At 63.9% G+C, this 15,182-nt stretch carries 13 protein-coding genes; 6 read left to right on the top strand and 7 right to left on the bottom strand.

The window, feature by feature from the left end:
- Positions 1-2 precede the first annotated feature (2 nt).
- Both LB552_RS11300 and LB552_RS11295 read right to left on the bottom strand, forming a co-directional pair.
- The gene (locus LB552_RS11300; protein ID WP_224605398.1) at positions 3-3,200 is read right to left on the bottom strand and encodes an efflux RND transporter permease subunit; all 3,198 of its coding nucleotides are present in this window, start codon (positions 3,198-3,200) and stop codon (positions 3-5) included.
- A complete protein-coding gene (locus LB552_RS11295) occupies positions 3,194-3,430 on the bottom strand; it encodes a hypothetical protein (RefSeq protein ID WP_095768759.1) in 237 nt (78 codons plus the stop codon). Before LB552_RS11295 ends, LB552_RS11300 begins: the two co-directional genes overlap by 7 nt.
- 251 nt (positions 3,431-3,681) lie before the next feature.
- Between LB552_RS11295 and LB552_RS11290 the strand changes: the two genes are divergently transcribed.
- The gene (locus LB552_RS11290) at positions 3,682-4,263 is read left to right on the top strand and encodes a TetR/AcrR family transcriptional regulator (RefSeq protein ID WP_140544202.1); all 582 of its coding nucleotides are present in this window, start codon (positions 3,682-3,684) and stop codon (positions 4,261-4,263) included.
- A 54-nt stretch (positions 4,264-4,317) separates the two neighbouring features.
- Positions 4,318-5,106 (top strand): class I SAM-dependent methyltransferase, encoded by a 789-nt coding sequence (locus tag LB552_RS11285; protein WP_224605395.1) that lies wholly within the window; start codon positions 4,318-4,320, stop codon positions 5,104-5,106.
- 277 nt (positions 5,107-5,383) lie between these two features.
- On the opposite strand, the gene LB552_RS11280 is transcribed toward LB552_RS11285, so the two are convergent.
- The 5 genes from LB552_RS11280 to LB552_RS11260 all read right to left on the bottom strand — a co-directional run bounded on the left by LB552_RS11280 (position 5,384) and on the right by LB552_RS11260 (position 10,743).
- Entirely contained in the window at positions 5,384-6,406 is a 1,023-nt protein-coding gene (locus tag LB552_RS11280) for a LacI family DNA-binding transcriptional regulator (RefSeq protein WP_224605393.1), read from the bottom strand.
- Positions 6,407-6,491: 85 nt separating this feature from the next.
- Entirely contained in the window at positions 6,492-7,286 is a 795-nt protein-coding gene (locus tag LB552_RS11275) for an ATP-binding cassette domain-containing protein (protein ID WP_095768756.1), read from the bottom strand.
- 4 nt (positions 7,287-7,290) lie between these two features.
- Positions 7,291-8,277: an ABC transporter permease gene (locus tag LB552_RS11270; RefSeq protein WP_095768755.1), complete on the bottom strand. Its 987-nt coding sequence runs from the start codon at positions 8,275-8,277 to the stop codon at positions 7,291-7,293.
- A gap of 107 nt (positions 8,278-8,384) precedes the next feature.
- Complete coding sequence (locus tag LB552_RS11265) at positions 8,385-9,317, bottom strand: substrate-binding domain-containing protein (RefSeq protein WP_140844574.1); 933 nt, start codon at positions 9,315-9,317, stop codon at positions 8,385-8,387.
- Between the two features lie 268 nt (positions 9,318-9,585).
- The gene (locus LB552_RS11260; RefSeq protein ID WP_224605390.1) at positions 9,586-10,743 is read right to left on the bottom strand and encodes a fumarylacetoacetate hydrolase family protein; all 1,158 of its coding nucleotides are present in this window, start codon (positions 10,741-10,743) and stop codon (positions 9,586-9,588) included.
- A 198-nt stretch (positions 10,744-10,941) separates the two neighbouring features.
- Here LB552_RS11260 and LB552_RS11255 point away from each other — a divergent pair, with 198 nt between their 5' ends.
- The 4 genes from LB552_RS11255 (at position 10,942) to LB552_RS11240 (ending at position 15,128) form a co-directional block, all read left to right on the top strand.
- A complete protein-coding gene (locus LB552_RS11255; RefSeq protein WP_224605387.1) occupies positions 10,942-12,225 on the top strand; it encodes an NAD(P)/FAD-dependent oxidoreductase in 1,284 nt (427 codons plus the stop codon).
- Positions 12,226-12,327: 102 nt separating this feature from the next.
- Positions 12,328-13,215, top strand: a complete 888-nt coding sequence (locus LB552_RS11250) for an ABC transporter permease (RefSeq protein ID WP_140845780.1) — start codon at positions 12,328-12,330, stop codon at positions 13,213-13,215.
- Positions 13,212-14,030 (top strand): ABC transporter permease, encoded by an 819-nt coding sequence (locus LB552_RS11245; RefSeq protein ID WP_224605385.1) that lies wholly within the window; start codon positions 13,212-13,214, stop codon positions 14,028-14,030. Before LB552_RS11250 ends, LB552_RS11245 begins: the two co-directional genes overlap by 4 nt.
- Before the next feature lie 27 nt (positions 14,031-14,057).
- On the top strand, positions 14,058-15,128 hold the full coding sequence (locus LB552_RS11240) for an ABC transporter substrate-binding protein (protein ID WP_224605383.1): 1,071 nt from the start codon (positions 14,058-14,060) through the stop codon (positions 15,126-15,128).
- Positions 15,129-15,182: the final 54 nt, after the last annotated feature.

Genomic DNA, 15,182 nt, shown 5'->3' with positions numbered 1-15,182 from the left:
TCTTATTCGGCTGCCTGGGCCAGCGGCTGAAGCGCCGGCTCGGCGGTCGGTTCAATTTCGTCCTGCTGAGGCGCATCGTCGTGCGCCTTGGCAGGCTCCCTTTCGCCGCGTTCGCGCAACTGCTCGATCACGGCGTAGAAGACAGGCACGAAGACCAGCGACAGGATGGTCGCCGCCACCATGCCGCCGAAGACGGTGGTGCCGATCGATTGCCGGCTGGCGGCGCCTGCGCCCGTCGCAAACATCAGCGGCAGCACGCCGAGGATGAAGGCAAAGGCGGTCATCAGGATCGGCCGCAATCTAAGCCTCGCGGCTTCCATCGCCGCTTCGACGATGGTCAAGCCTTCCTCGCGCCGGCGTCTGGCGAACTCGACGATCAGGATCGCGTTCTTCGCCGCCAGGCCGATCAGCATGACGAAGCCGATCTGCGAATAGACGTCGATCTGCATGCCGCGCAGCAGGAGCACGATGAAGGCGCCGAACAGAGCGAGCGGCACGGCAAGCAGCACCATGAAGGGCATCGCCCAGCTTTCATACTGCGCCGCCAGGATGAGGAAGACGAAGACGATCGCCAGCCCGAAGACGACCGAGGCGATCGATCCGGCCTTGAGCTCCTGGAAAGTGATGCCGGTCCATTCGTAGCCGAAGTCGCGCGGCAGCACATTCGCCGCCGCCCGCTCCATGGCCGCGACCGCCTGTCCGGACGAGAAGCCGGGGGCAGCACCGCCATTGATAAGTGCAGACGCGTTGTTGTTGTAATGCGGTACGGTCTCCGGTCCGACGATCGGCACCAGCCTGCCCAGCGTGCTCAGCGGCACCATGCCGCCCGAGGCGTTGCGCACATAGAGCCGCGATATGTCGGTGGCGTCGGCGCGCGCATCCTTGTCGGCCTGGATGGTCACGCGGAAGGTGCGGCCGAACAAGTTGAAGTCGTTGACATAGAGCGAGCCGAGATAAATCTGCAGCGTGTTGAAGACGTCCGGCAGGTTGAGGCCGAGCAGCTTCGCTTTGCTGCGGTCGAGGTCGTAGTTGAACTGCGGCGTCGAGGTCGAGAAGGACGAGAACAGCTGTTGCGGGTTGAGTTCCGGCTGCTTGCGCGCCTCGGCGATCAGCGCCTGCGTTACGTCGTTCAGCGCAGCGCTGCCGCGCCCCGAGAGGTCCTCCACCTGGAACTCGAAACCGCCGGTGGTGCCTATGCCCGGAATCGATGGCGGGTCGAATGAGAGCGCGAACGCATCCGGCATCTGCAACAGCTTGCCGCGCACCTGCTCGACCAGTTTCGACGCGCTTTGCTCGGGTCCGCGTTCGTCCCAGGGCTTCAGGATGGCGAACTCTACCGCCGAGTTCGACTGCGCGGCGCTGGTCAGGAAGTTCAGGCCGCTGATCGAGCCGACGATGTCGACGCCAGGCGTGTTCTGCAGGATATCGCGCGCCTTCTGCGCCACCGCGTCGGTGCGTTCGAGGGAAGCGCCGTCGGGCAGCTGGATGACGACGAAGAAATAGCCTTGGTCCTCGACCGGCAGGAAGGTCGAGGGCAATTTCTGCCAGACGAAATAGGTGGCGACGAGGCCGGCCGCGAACAGGCCAAGCATGATCCAGCGCAGCTTGATCAGAATGCGCACCCCATGCGCATAGGCATGCGACAGCCAGTCGAAGCCGGCGTTGAACCAGCGGAACAGCACGAACTGCGTCTCACCGCGATGGCGCAGGAACGCAGCGCTCAGCGCAGGCGACAGCGTCAGCGAGTTGAAGGCCGAGATGCCGACCGAGATCGCGACGGTCAACGCGAACTGGTTATAGAGCCGGCCCGAGACGCCCGGGATGAAAGCGACGGGGACGAACACCGCCATCAGCACCGCCGTGGTGGCGATGATCGGACCGGTCACCTCGGCCATCGCCGCGCGCGTAGCGGCCAGCGGCTTGAGTCCTGCCTCGAGCTGACGTTCGACATTCTCGACCACGACGATCGCGTCGTCGACGACGAGGCCGATCGCCAGCACCATGCCGAGCAGCGAGAGCATGTTGAGCGAAAAGCCCAGCATGTACATCACCGCCAGCGTCGCGATCAGCGAGACGGGAATGGCGATGGTCGGGATGATGGTGGTGCGCCAGCTCTGGAGGAAGATGAACACCACCGCGACCACCAGCACCAGCGCTTCGCCGAGCGTGATCAGTACGTCGTGCATCGAGGCCGACACGAAACGCGTCGTGTCGTAATGCATGGCGTAGCTGACGCCCTTCGGGAAGCGCTTCGACAGCTCCTGCATCTTGTCCTTGACCCGCTGCTGCAGGTCGAGGGCGTTGGAGCCCGGCATCTGGTAGACGGCCAAAACCACGGTCGGGTCCTTGCCGAAGAAGGCGGAGGAAGAATATTGCAGCGCGCCGAGCTCGATGCGGGCGACGTCGCGCAGCCGCACAAGCGAGCCGTTCTGCGAATTGGCGCGCACGACGATGTCGCCGAATTCCTTCGGATCGCTAAGGCGGCCCACCGCATTGACCTGCATCTCGAAGGCGGTGCCGGCCGGCGCCGGCGACTGGCCGATCTTGCCGGCCGCCACCTGCACGTTCTGTTCGGTGATGGCGTTCTGCACGTCGACAGCGGTGATGCCGAGATTGGCAAGCTTGTCCGGATCGAGCCAGACGCGCATCGAATAGCGGCGCTCGCCGAAGATCTGCACGTCGCCGACGCCGGGCAGGCGCTTCAGCGGATCGACCACCTGCAGATAGGCGAGGTTGCTCAGCGCCACTGGATCGACCGAACCGTCAGGCGAGGTCAGGTCGACGATCAGCACGAAATTGGGATTCTGCTTCTTGATCGTCACGCCGCCCTGGTTGACGATGGCCGGCAGGGAGGATGCCGCTTGGCTGACGCGATTCTGCACGTCGACGGCCGCCGTGCTCAGCGGATAGCCGACATCGAAGGTGATGGTGATGGTCGAAGAGCCGTCATTCGAGCTCGTCGACGACATGTAGGTCATGCCTTGCACGCCGTTGATCTGCTGCTCGAGCGGCGTGGTGACCGTATCGGCAACGACCTGTGCGCTGGCGCCGGGATAGTGCGCGCTGACCACGACCTGCGGGGGCGTGATGTCGGGGAACTGCGAGACCGGCAACAGGAAGTAGGCGATCGCGCCGGCGAGCACCATGATGATGGCGATCGCCGACGCGAAGATCGGACGGTGGATGAAGAAGTTCACCATGATGCGGACGCCTCGCCGAACGGGTTTGCGAAATGGCGCAGGCGCCGGGCCCGGCCCGAGCCGGAATCCTGCAGGAAGGATGGCGGGATGTTGCCCGGCGCCTGGTCAGCCGCGCGCTGGCGCAGCATCCGTTCGAAGGCTTTGGGGTCGATGCCGTCCGCCTTCATCACCAGCCGGATCATCGGATCCCGGATGGCTTCGTCGATCGTCAGGTCTTTGCGCTTTTGCATAGGAGTGGCTCCTTGCTCGGTCCGCATCGCTTGATCACGAACCGCTTTTTCTCGTTCTTCACCGGCCAAAGCCGCATGACAGGCAGGTTTTGCGTCCTATCTCACTCTGGCAGGGCTATCGGAGGGCCTTGTCGTTTGACGGCGAGTGATATAGGTGTTACCAGTAAGTAACATGCTGGAAGTTACAGACCGGTAACACCATAGTCAAGAGGTGGCGACGGTTTTTTTGGAAACGACGAAAGGAGAGCATGATGACTGACGGCGTTGCGGAGCGTTCCCGTCCCCGGGACCGAATCCTGGAGACGGCGCAGGACATGTTCCACAAGCACGGCATCAAGGGTGTGGGCGTCGACGCCATCACCGAGGCTGCCGGCACCAACAAGATGACGCTTTACCGTCACTTCGAGTCCAAGGACGAATTGATCGTCGAATGCCTGCGCGCGACGGCGGCGAAGGCTTCGAGGATCTGGGACGAATTCGAGGCCAAGCATCCCGGCGATAAGCTCGCCCAGCTGCATGCTTGGGTGCAAAAGGCTTCGGAACTGCTGAGCGCCGACAGCCGCGGCTGCGATATGGCCAATGCCGCCGTCGAGCTCACCGAGACCGATCACCCGGCAAGGCGCGTCATCAAGGAACTGAAGGAGGCCCAGCGCGAAAAGCTGGTCGCGCTTTGCCGCGATGCCGGCATCGGCCAGGCCGAGCTTCTCGCCGACACGCTGTCGCTGCTGCTCGAAGGCGCGCGCGTCTCGATGCAGAGCGTCGGCGCCGAAGGTCCGAGCGCGCAATTCGTGCGCATGGCCGAAAGCCTGATCGCCTCGTTCCGGGCGCGCTGATCTCTTCGCCTCGTCCTGATTCTGTTATGCTGTTCCGGAAACGGGCGCTAGACGATGGGTCAGGCAAGTTTTCCGGAGATGTATGAGCGCTGGCTCGTGGGTCCTCTCTTCCGCCCCTGGGCTGAAGTGACCTTCGAAGACCTGAAGCTGTCTCCAGGCCATCGTGTGTTGGACATCGCCTGCGGCACGGGAATAGTTGCCCGGGTTGCCAGGGAACGGCTCGGTGCCGCCGGATATGTCCTCGGCATCGACATCAACGCAGATATGCTTGCTGTCGCGCGCACCGTGGCGCCGGACATCGATTGGCGCGTAGGCAATGCCGGTGTACTGCCCCTCCATGACGGAGAGCAGTTCGATTTGATCGTCTGTCAACAAGGGCTGCAGTTCTTTCCCGATAAGTCCGCTGCGGCAGCGGAGATGCGGCGAGCACTGGCGCAGGGCGGCCGGCTGGCCGTTGCCACGTGGCGCCCCGATGAGGAAATCCCCTTCTTTCGGGATCTCCGCCGCGTCGCCGAGCGCCTCCTCGGCCCAGTGGTGGACCTGCGCCACAGCTTTGGGAATGCGGCGCCGATCGAGGTGCTGCTCCGGGACGCCGGCTTCCACGACGTCCGATCAAGGACAATATCGCGCAGGATACGCTTTGAGGACGGGGCGCCTCTCCTGCGGTTGAACACGATGGCCCTGGTCGGCATGAGCGCCGCCGGCAAGGCAATGGCCGATCAGGAACGCAAGCACGTCGTGGAGGACATCATGAGCGGGAGCGCGCCCGTGCTGCAGTCTTATGCGGATGGATCGGGGGTCGCTTTCGAACTCAGCTCCAATCTGGTGACGGCGAAAGGCTAGGCGCGTATCTGGTCAGCATTAGGTAGCTTCGCCTCCGCCTTTGGCACGCAAAGAAAAGCCCGCTGCCGGGAGGAGGTGGCAGCGGGCTCGATTTCGAATACGGCACGGGAGGAGGTGTACCGCACTCAGCGTCGGCATCACATCTGGGAGGAGGAGACGGCCGACACCCAGATAAATACGGGGTGCCTAACGATTCGGCAATTGCGAAACCTGCATAGCTGCTGTGCAGAATTGCGGGATCAATCGTCAGACAAATAAGCGAGCGGCGCGCTCCGCGCTACTGCGCCGGGACGTTTTCCTTGAAGATCAGCCGCGGCTCGATGAATTTCTTCGTCAGGTATGGCGCCGACGAGGCAATGGAGCCGAGCAGGCGGATCACCGACTGCTCCGCGATCAGCCGCGCATTCTGGTCGATGACGACGTCGGCAAGATCGTCGACGAGATAGCGGCGCGTTTCCCTGGTCAGGTCGTGGCAGATGAAGACCGGCTTCAAACGCGGCTTGACGTCGAGCAACGCCTTGGCCACGCCGGAGCGTCCGGCGCCGACGCAATAGATGCCGAGCAGATCCGTTTCGTCGTGCAGCGCCTTGACGGTCGCGCGGTAGCTGGCGTCCGGGTCGTCGTTGCTTTCGGCCGCGCTTGAGACCGTGAGGTCGGGAAATTCTTCGGCGAGCACCGAACGAAAGCCCATCTCGCGCTCCTCGTGGCCGCGATAGGAGCGCGAGCCGACCACCATCGCCAGATGTCCCCTACGGCCGCCGAGGAAGCGGCCCATCAGCAGCGCCGCCGTGCGGCCCGCCACCCGGTTGTCGATGCCGACATAGGCCGAGCGCGGTGCCGCTGGCACATCCGAGATCAGCGTGACCAGCCTGATCCCGGCATCGACCAGCTCGCGCAGGATGTTGCGCGTGCGCGGATGGTCGACGGCGATCACGCCGACGCCGTTGGCCTTGAGCGACAGGTTCTCCACGGCACTCTGCAGCGTGCCCGGCGAAATGCCGGGAAGGTTATGGATGCGGCAGGAAGCGACCAGCGGCAGGCGCGCGGCATACTCCTCGATGTGATGGGCGAGATCGGCCATGAAGGCATTGGATCCGATCGGCAGGAAGAATTCGAGATGCGCCGGCTTCGACGGCAGTACGACCTGATCGAGCGTCGGCAGATAGCCGAGCTGCTTGGCCGCCTCCAGCACGCGCTGCCGGTTGGCAGCGCTTGCACCCGGGCGGTTGTTGAGCACCCGGTCGACGGTCGCGGTCGACAGGCCGCAGCTCCGGGCGATATCGGCTACGGTGGCTTTCATGGGTCCAGTCATAGGCGCTGATGCAATCCTGTGCCAGCGGCGGGCGTGAAGCGGCTGCCGGCCGCCGTCGGCCGCCGGTCAGCAGTCAGCCATGCGATTGCCGGCCGTCGGAAATCGCGTCGCGGATTTCCTTGTCCGACATGCCGGTGATGACGCGCTCGACCTCTGCGACCGTGGTCTTCTTCGGATCGATGTCGTCGGCCACCACCTTGCCCCGGCGCATCACCACGATGCGGTCGACCACCTGGAAGACGTGATGGATGTTATGCGCGATGAAGATGCAGGAATGGCCGGAATCGCGGGCGCTGCGTACGAAACTCAAGACCCCTTGAGTCTCGGCGACGCCGAGATTGTTGGTCGGTTCGTCGAGGATGATGAGATCGCTGTCGAAATGCATGGCGCGCGCGATCGCCACCGCTTGGCGCTCGCCGCCCGACAGCGAGCCGATCGGTGTTGTCGGCGGGATGTTCTTGGTGATGCCGACCTGCTTGAGCAGGTCGCGCGCTACCGTGTTCATTGCGTCCTGGTCCATGCGGTTCAGGAAGCGCGGCGCCTTGATCGGCTCGCGCCCGAGGAACAGGTTGCGCGCGATCGACAGCTGCGTGACCAGCGCCGAATCCTGATAGATCGTCTCGATGCCGTGGGCAATGGCATCGCTGGTGCTGCGCAGCGTGACCTTCCTGCCGCGGATGAAGATGTCGCCGCTGGTCAGCGGCACGGCGCCCGACAGCACCTTGATCAGCGTCGACTTGCCGGCGCCGTTGTCGCCGAGCAGGCCAACGATCTCCTTTTCATTGACGTGGAAATTGGCGTCCACCAGCGCCTGCACGCGCCCGTAGGACTTGCGGATATTTTCCATGCGGATGAGCGGTTCGGCCATCGTCCTAAGTTCCCGCCTGGTGCCGGCGTTCGAGCCATGAATGCAGCGCCATCATCCCGAGAATGATCGCGCCGATGAAGATATTGTAGGCGAGCCCCGGCACGCCGATCAGCACGATGCCGTTGCGCATCACGCGCAGGATCAGGATGCCAAGCACCGTGCCGATGATGGTGCCGCGCCCGCCGGTCAGCGCCGTGCCGCCGATCACCACCATGGCGATGACCTCGAGCTCGTAGCCGGTGCCGCTGTTGGGGTTGGCCGCGGAGGTGCGCAGCGAGGAGATCACGCCGGCGAGCGAGGCCATCACCGCCGACAGGATGAACAGGCCGACCTTGACGCGGCTGACGTTGACGCCGCGCGCGCGGGCTGCGTTTGGATTGCCGCCGGCGGCCTGGATCCAGTTGCCGGTGCGGCTCTGCGTCAGCACATAGCCGAGCACGATCGCGGCGCCGATGAACCAGAACAGCGAGGCGTAGATGCGGAAAGGTCCGACATAGAAGTCGCCGACCAGGATGTTCGCCAGCCAACTGCCTTCCGCGCTCCAGGTGCGCTGCGGAAAGCCGTCGGTGATGAACAGCGCCGAGCCGCGCACGACCAGCAGCATGCCGAGCGTCACCAGGAAGGACGGGATCTTGAGCTGGGTAACGAACCAGCCATTCACCAGCCCGATCAGGGCAGCGACGATCAGCGCGATCAGCAGGCCCATTTCCAGCGAAGTGACGCCGCTGTTGTAGAGCGTCCACATCAGCACCGGCGAGAAGCCGAACAGCGAGCCGACCGAAAGATCGAACTCGCCGGATGTCATCAGCAAGGTCATTGCCAGCGCGATCAGGCCGAGCTCGACGGTGAAGGCCAGGATGTTCGAGATATTCTGCGGCGACAGGAAGTCGGGATTGATGCCCCAGAAGACGACGAGCTCGACGATAAGCAGCACCAGCGGACCGAATTCCGCTCGAGCGATGAAACTTTGAATGAAGGAACGGTTTTCCATTGAGCCCGCGGCGTGAATGATTGGCTGAAGCCCACTCCGATCAGACAGGGCTCGACGGTACAGGAAAGCGGTCGCGGCCCGAAAGCCGCGACCTTAGATTTCAGGGATTATTTGCCGGACAGGATCTTGTCGTAGACGCCGGCGGTGTCCTTCTCATAGAGCGCGCCGGTGATGACGTTGAAGCCCGGAGGAATGCCGCTGGCGGCCATGTTGGCCAGCGAAAGCGCCACATAGCTGGTCGCCTGCGGGTCCTGCCACTGCCCGGCATTGACGTAGCCGTTCAGCACTTCCTGCGTGGTGTCGAGCGAGTTGCCCCAGCCGACGACTGGGATTTCGCCCGGCTTGACGCCGGCCTGGTCGAAGACGCGCTTGATCGAGCCGGTGACGAGGTCGCCGAGGCCGATGATCGCCTTCACCTTGCCCTTGTGAGCGGTGAGATAGTCGACCATGCGGTTGATCACTTCGGCCTGGTCGAGCGTCGCTTCGGTCACCTCATAGGTGATGCCGGCCGGTCCGAACACGCTCTTGATGCCTTCCTCTTCCTGCACGCCATAGGTGGCGCCGGGAACCTCGACCGGCATCCAGACGAAATCGCCCTTCTTCACCAGGCCCTTGTCGACCAGATATTGCGCCCAGTGCTTGCCGAAGGTGACGTTGTCGCCGCCGACATAGGCGTTGAAGTTGGCCTTCGGATCGGGCGTGTTGAAGTTGATGATCGGGATGTTGGCCGCGCGCGCTTCCTTGACGATCTCGACAAGGCTGCCCGGATCCGGGCTGGTGGTGACGATGCCGTCTGCCTTGGCCGAGATGGCGGCACGGACGGCCTCCTGCTGTGACGCCACATCACCATTGTGGAACGAGGTGTTCACCTTGTTGCCGGTGTCGCTCGCCCATTGCTTGGCGCCGGCCAGGAAGTAGGTCCAGACCGGATCGGCCGGGCCGCCATGCGAAATCCAGTAGAACGTCTTGGCCTCGGCCATCGCCGGAATGGCGATAGCCGCGATCAAGCCAAGCACGAGCAGTCTTAGCCGCGAAAGCATTCGATTTCCTCCCATGTTGAACTCTCCTCCTGGATCGGCGCGACGCGGTCTTGGACCGCATCTCCTGCCCGCGCCGACCGGAACGTCTAGAGCATTCTCTTTTTCAGGCAGTGGCAAGCCTTCATCGCCAATGGATGTTGGCACAGGCGCGCGCGCCATCAGCAATCCCATCAGATTGCATCAGCAGCGGCGATATTCATTGGGCAAGCGGCGCCATCGCCATCCGCTGCACGGATTGGCCTCGAAGCAACCGCCTTCTGGTGCGGCTTTAGATCAGACCCGCCTTGGCCAGGTCGCGCATCAGGTGGCTGGCGCCGTAGGTCCAGTGCGGGCAGTCGGGCGACAGCCTTACGCGGTTGACCAGAGCGCCGAGCTTTTCCGACGAGATGGTGACGATGTCGCCGACCTTGTGGGTAAAACCCTTGCCCTTCTCGCCGCGATCCTTCGAGGGTACGAACATGGTGCCGAGATAGAGCGCGAGTCCGTCCGGATACTGGTGGTGCGGTCCCATCGCCGCCTTGACCAGCTCTTCCGGCGAGCGGCTGATTTCCGCCATCGAGCTCGCGCCCTCCAGCGAGAAGCCGTCCTCGCCCTCGACGCTGAGCCGCACCGTGGCGCGCTTCACGTCGGCGATGGAGAAGGTTTCGTCGAAAAGGCGGATGAACGGCCCGAGCGAGGCCGAAGCGTTGTTGTCCTTGGCCTTGCCGAGGAGCAGCGCCGAGCGTCCTTCGACATCGCGCAGATTGACGTCGTTGCCGAGCGTGGCGCCGACGATGCGACCCGAGCTGTCGGCGATCATGGCGATCTCGGGCTCCGGATTGTTCCAGGTGGAGACGGGATGCAGCCCGACATCGGCGCCGAAGCCGACGGAAGCCATCGGCTGGCATTTGGTGAAGATCTCGGCGTCCGGGCCGATGCCCACTTCGAGATATTGCGACCAGGCGCCGCGCGAGATCAGCTTGGCCTTGATCTCCATCGCTTCCGGCGAGCCGGGCTTGAGCTTCGACAGATCGTGGCCGATCAGTCCGGCGATGTCGGCGCGGATGGCGTCGGCCTTTTCGGCCGAGCCGCGCGCCTGTTCCTCGATGACGCGCTCGAGCAGGCTGACGACGAAGGTGACGCCGGAGGCCTTCACCGCCTGCAGGTCGACGGGCGACAGCAGGATGGGCTTCCCGGCGTCACGTTTGGCCTCGAAGCTGTTCGCCGCGATCTCTTCCAGCGCGCCGATCGCCTTGCCCTTGGCCGAGCGCAGATAGTCAGCTGGATCCTTCAATTCGCAAAGATCGCGCACCGTAGGCGCCGCGCTCGAGGTGATGTCGATCACCTCGCCGTCCCGCACCGTCACCACCAGCGGATGGGAAGCGGCGCTGGCCTTGGCGCGGCCGACGAAAATTCCATCGGCGGGCAGGCGGGTCGGATCGGTCATGGCATCATTCCTCTCAATTTTTCGCGCGCGGCACTTTTCCCCGATTTCGCGGAAACGTCTATCCCGCCAGCCGCAACATTTATGACCATGCATGTGCTGTCACACAGCCACGGCCGAACTGGCCCATCGAAGCGCTCTTTCAAATCTATGAAATCGGCAATAGAATTTTCACCAAGCTCCAGCGCGTAGGTGACCCTCTTGGCCGCAGCCTTTTCCGATCCGATCTGGCGAAAGCCCCAGGCGGCCACGGCGTTCCAGTCTGAGCTTTCGGCCGGCGGCGTGCTTGACGCGGTCATCGTCGGCGGCGGCATCATGGGGCTGTCGACCGCGCTTTATGCGGCGCGCGCGGGCCTTTCCATTCAGGTGCTGGATGCCGGCTTGATCGGGCAGGGCGCTTCAGGCCTCAATGGCGGCCAGGTCATTCCCGGCCTCAAATACGATCCGGAGTGGCTGATCGAGCACTTCGGGAGGGAGCGCGGCGAAGCCCTGGTCGCGTTCGCCGCCTCGACGGCCGATGCCGTGTTCGACGTGATCGGCGACGAGAAGCTGGCGGTGCCGTTCACGCGCAATGGCTGGATCCAGGCCGCGCACACCGAGACCGCGCTCAAGGCAGCGGCGAACCGGGATCGCCAATGGCGCTCGCGGGGTGCCGACGTCGAGCTGCTCGACAAAGCGGGAATCGCGGCGATGACCGGCGCCAAAGGCTATCTCGGCGGCTGGCTGGACCGCCGCGCCGGCGTCATCGATCCGCTGTCCTACACGCTCGAGCTCGCCCGCGTCGCCGCGGCCGCCGGCGCCCGCATCGCCGAGCAGCAGCGGGTGGTGAAGCTTGCCAAGGATACCGGTGTCTGGCGGGTTTCGACGCAAGGCGGCGCCGAATTGCAAGCCAAGTCGGTCGTGCTCGCCACCAACGCCTATACGGACGGGCTGTTGCCTGGTCTTGCCCAGACGATCGTGCCGCTGCATTCCTTCCAGATCGCCACCGCGCCGCTGCCGGCCGAGCTTGCCGCAAGCATCCTGCCGGGCGGTCAGGCCGTTTCCGATTCCCGTCGCATCCTTGTCTACTACCGCCGGACTCCCGATGGCCGGATGGTGCTGGGCGGTCGCGGCCGCATGGCGCTGCCTTCGAGCGCCGCCGACTGGGCGCATTGCGAACGCGCGCTCACCCGCCTCTATCCGGCGCTTGCCGGCATCGCCATCGAAAAGCGTTGGTTCGGCCGCGTGGCGCTGACGCCGGATCACCTGCCGCATCTGCATGAACCGGAAAAAGGCCTGCTCGCGGTTGTCGGCTGCCAAGGCAGGGGCATCGGCCTGATGAGCGCGCTCGGCAAGCGCATGGCGAACTACCTTGCAAGCGGCGACGTGCGGCAGTTGCCGTTTCCGCTGTCGCCGATCAAGCTGATCCCGTTCCACGCTTTCCGCCAGGTCGGGGTTGCCGCGGCAATCACTTGGTACCGCATGCTCGACGCGTTCGAACGCTGACGCCGAATGCGTGCAGCGCACAAGCGAATCTGCTTGACAGTTTCATGAATATGAAAAAACATCAGACGATTTCAAAAATCCGATGGAGCCAACAGGCCTTCGATGTCGACCATCGCCGCAACACGGCCCTTGCCGGAAAACCGCATCTCGCCGGTCTTCCGTTTCGCCATGCTGCTGCCGGGTGGGCTGGTCACCTTCTTTCTGATCCTGTTCGCGCTTGGCCTGGTGGTCTTTCTCGCCTTCAGGGGCAATGACGGCTCGCTGCTCGGGGTTGGCCTGACGGTCGAAAATTTCGTGACCGTCGCCACCGATCCGCTCTATTGGACGGTGACGCTGCGCTCGCTGGTCATCGCCGGCTTGGTGACGCTCGCCACCGTCGTTACTGCCTATCCGGTCGCCTATTACCTCGCCTTCCATGCCGGGCGGCGCCGCAACCTGCTGCTCTTCCTGGTCACGCTGCCCTTCTGGACCAGCTACCTTTTGCGCGTCTTCGCCTGGAAGATCGTGCTTGCCTATAATGGCGTTCTGAACTCGGCCTTCATCGAGACAGGCCTTTGGAAGGAGCCGACGCTCGCCTTCCTCAACACGCCGGCCGCGGTCGTGGTGACACTCGCCCACGCCTATGCGCCTTTCGCCATCCTGCCGATCTACGTGGCGCTGGACACGATCCCCAAATCGCTGCTCGAAGCAGCCTCCGATCTTGGCGCGCGGCCCTTCACCAGCTTCCGCCGCGTCGTGCTGCCCAATTCGATGCCGGGCGTTCTGGCGGCGGCGCTCGTCGTCTTCGTCCCGACGGTCGGCGACTATGTCACGCCGGCCATGGTCGGTGGTCCGGCCAGCACCATGATCGGCACGCTGATCCAGTCGCAATTCGGCAAGGCCAATGACTGGCCGTTCGGCGCCGCGCTCTCGGTCTGCGTCATGCTGGTCATCCTCTGCGTGGTGCTCGTCGCCCGCGGCGCCGACCGCCGGTTCGGCAGCCGCACATGAGCGCCCGGGCAGACATCAATAGCGACGGTCGCTGGCTCGGCCTCTACGTGCTTGGCTATCTCGTCTTCCTCTATCTGCCGGTGCTTTTGATCCCGCTGTTTTCCTTCAACAACTCGATCCAGGCGGCGTTTCCGTTGCAGGGTTTCACGCTTGAATGGTACCGGACGCTCTACGGCAATCCGGCGCTGTCCGGCGCCCTGGCCAACAGCCTGGTCATCGGGGTCATCGCCGCCTTCGGCGCGACGCTCTGCGGCATCACCGTTTCCTATATGGACCTCTACGGCCGCTCGCCGCTTGCCGCCACGATCAGCGCCATCGCTCGCCTGCCGATCCTGATCCCCGGCGTCATCGTCGGCATCTCGCTTTTGATCCTGGTCAATCTGATCGGCCTCGGCCCGTCCCGCGTTTCCATCGTGCTCGGCCACATCCTCGTCGCGCTGCCGACGACGGTCGTGGTGATGCGCAGCCGCTTCGCCGCTATCCCGAAGACGATCCGCGAAGCCGCGCTCGATCTCGGCGCTTCCGACTGGACGACGTTCCGGCGCGTGATGCTGCCGCTCAGCTTGCCCGCCATACTGTCGGCCTTCATGCTCTCTTTCCTGATTTCCTTCGACGAGTTCATCGTCGTCTTCTTCCTCGCCGGCACCGAGCCGACGCTGCCGCTCTACATTTGGAGCCAGCTGCGCTTCCCGCGCTCGTTGCCGACCGTGATGGCGCTCGGCACGGTGATCCTCACTGTCTCCTTCATCATCGCGGGCACAGCCGAAATCCTTCGCCACCGCGGCCTCGGCGCTGCGCACCGCAATCCAGCCTGAACCACAACAAAGAAGAGGAGAACGAAAATGACAGTCCACCTGAAATCGATCGCCGGACACAAAGCCCGGGCTGGCCTTGCCGCGCTGGCGCTCGCGCTGTCGTCGACAGTCGCTCTTGCCGCCGACAAGCTGCAATATTTCACCTGGTCGGGCTACGAATTGCCCGACTTCAACAAGAGCTTCCTTGCCGCGCATCCCGATGGCGTCGAGGCGACGATCTTCGGCGATGATGACGACGCCTTCACCAAGGTCAAGGCCGGCTTCCGCCCGGACATCGCGCATCCCTGCTACGACAAAGTGGCGCGCTGGAACAAGGAAGGCCTGCTGCAGCCGATCGATACCAAGCGCATCAAGAACTGGGATTCGATTTTCCCGGTGTTCAAGAACCTGCCCGACCTGCAGGCCGGCGACGGCAAGGTGTGGATGGTGCCGTGGGATTGGGGCAACACCTCGATCCTCTACCGCACCGATCTGGTGAAGAACCCTGAGGCGAGCTGGAACCTTCTGTGGGACAAGCAATATGCCGGCCGCATGGCGACGATCGACGCCGTGCACGACACGCCGATCGTCGCGGCGCTGCTGGCGGGCGTGAACCCCTTCGACATGACACCCGACCAGATGGACAAGGTGGCCGAAAAGCTGCGCGAGCAGCGGCCGCTGCTGTCGAGCTACACCACCGACATGACCTCGGTCGAGCAGGCGCTGGCCAGCGGCCAATTGGTTGCCGCCATGACCTGGAACGCGTCCGCCACCTCGCTGAAGAAGCAGGGCGTGCCGGTCGAGTTCATGAAGCCGAAGGAAGGCATGCTGACCTGGGCCTGCGGCTTCGTCATGCTCAAGGACGCCAAGAACGTCGACCTCGCCTATGACTTCATCAACAGCCGCCTCGACGCCGACTCCGGCAAATTCCTGATCCAGTCCTATGGCTATGGCAGCTCGCTGAGCACCGCGTTTGCCGGGGTGTCGAAGGAAGAGCTGGACAAGCTGCAGCTGCCTGCGGATCCGGACGTGATGCTGAAGAGCACCATCTTCACCGGGCCGATGAAGCAGAATGACGATATGGCGAAAATGTTCGAGAAGGTGAAGGCCGGGGGATGACTAGCTCCCCCTTCTCCCCCTGTGGGAGAAGGTGGCCGCGAAGCGGCCGGATGA

This window comes from Mesorhizobium sp. CA7, from assembly GCF_020165015.1.
GTDB lineage: Bacteria > Pseudomonadota > Alphaproteobacteria > Rhizobiales > Rhizobiaceae > Mesorhizobium.
This window is presented reverse-complemented; position numbering and strand designations above follow the sequence as displayed.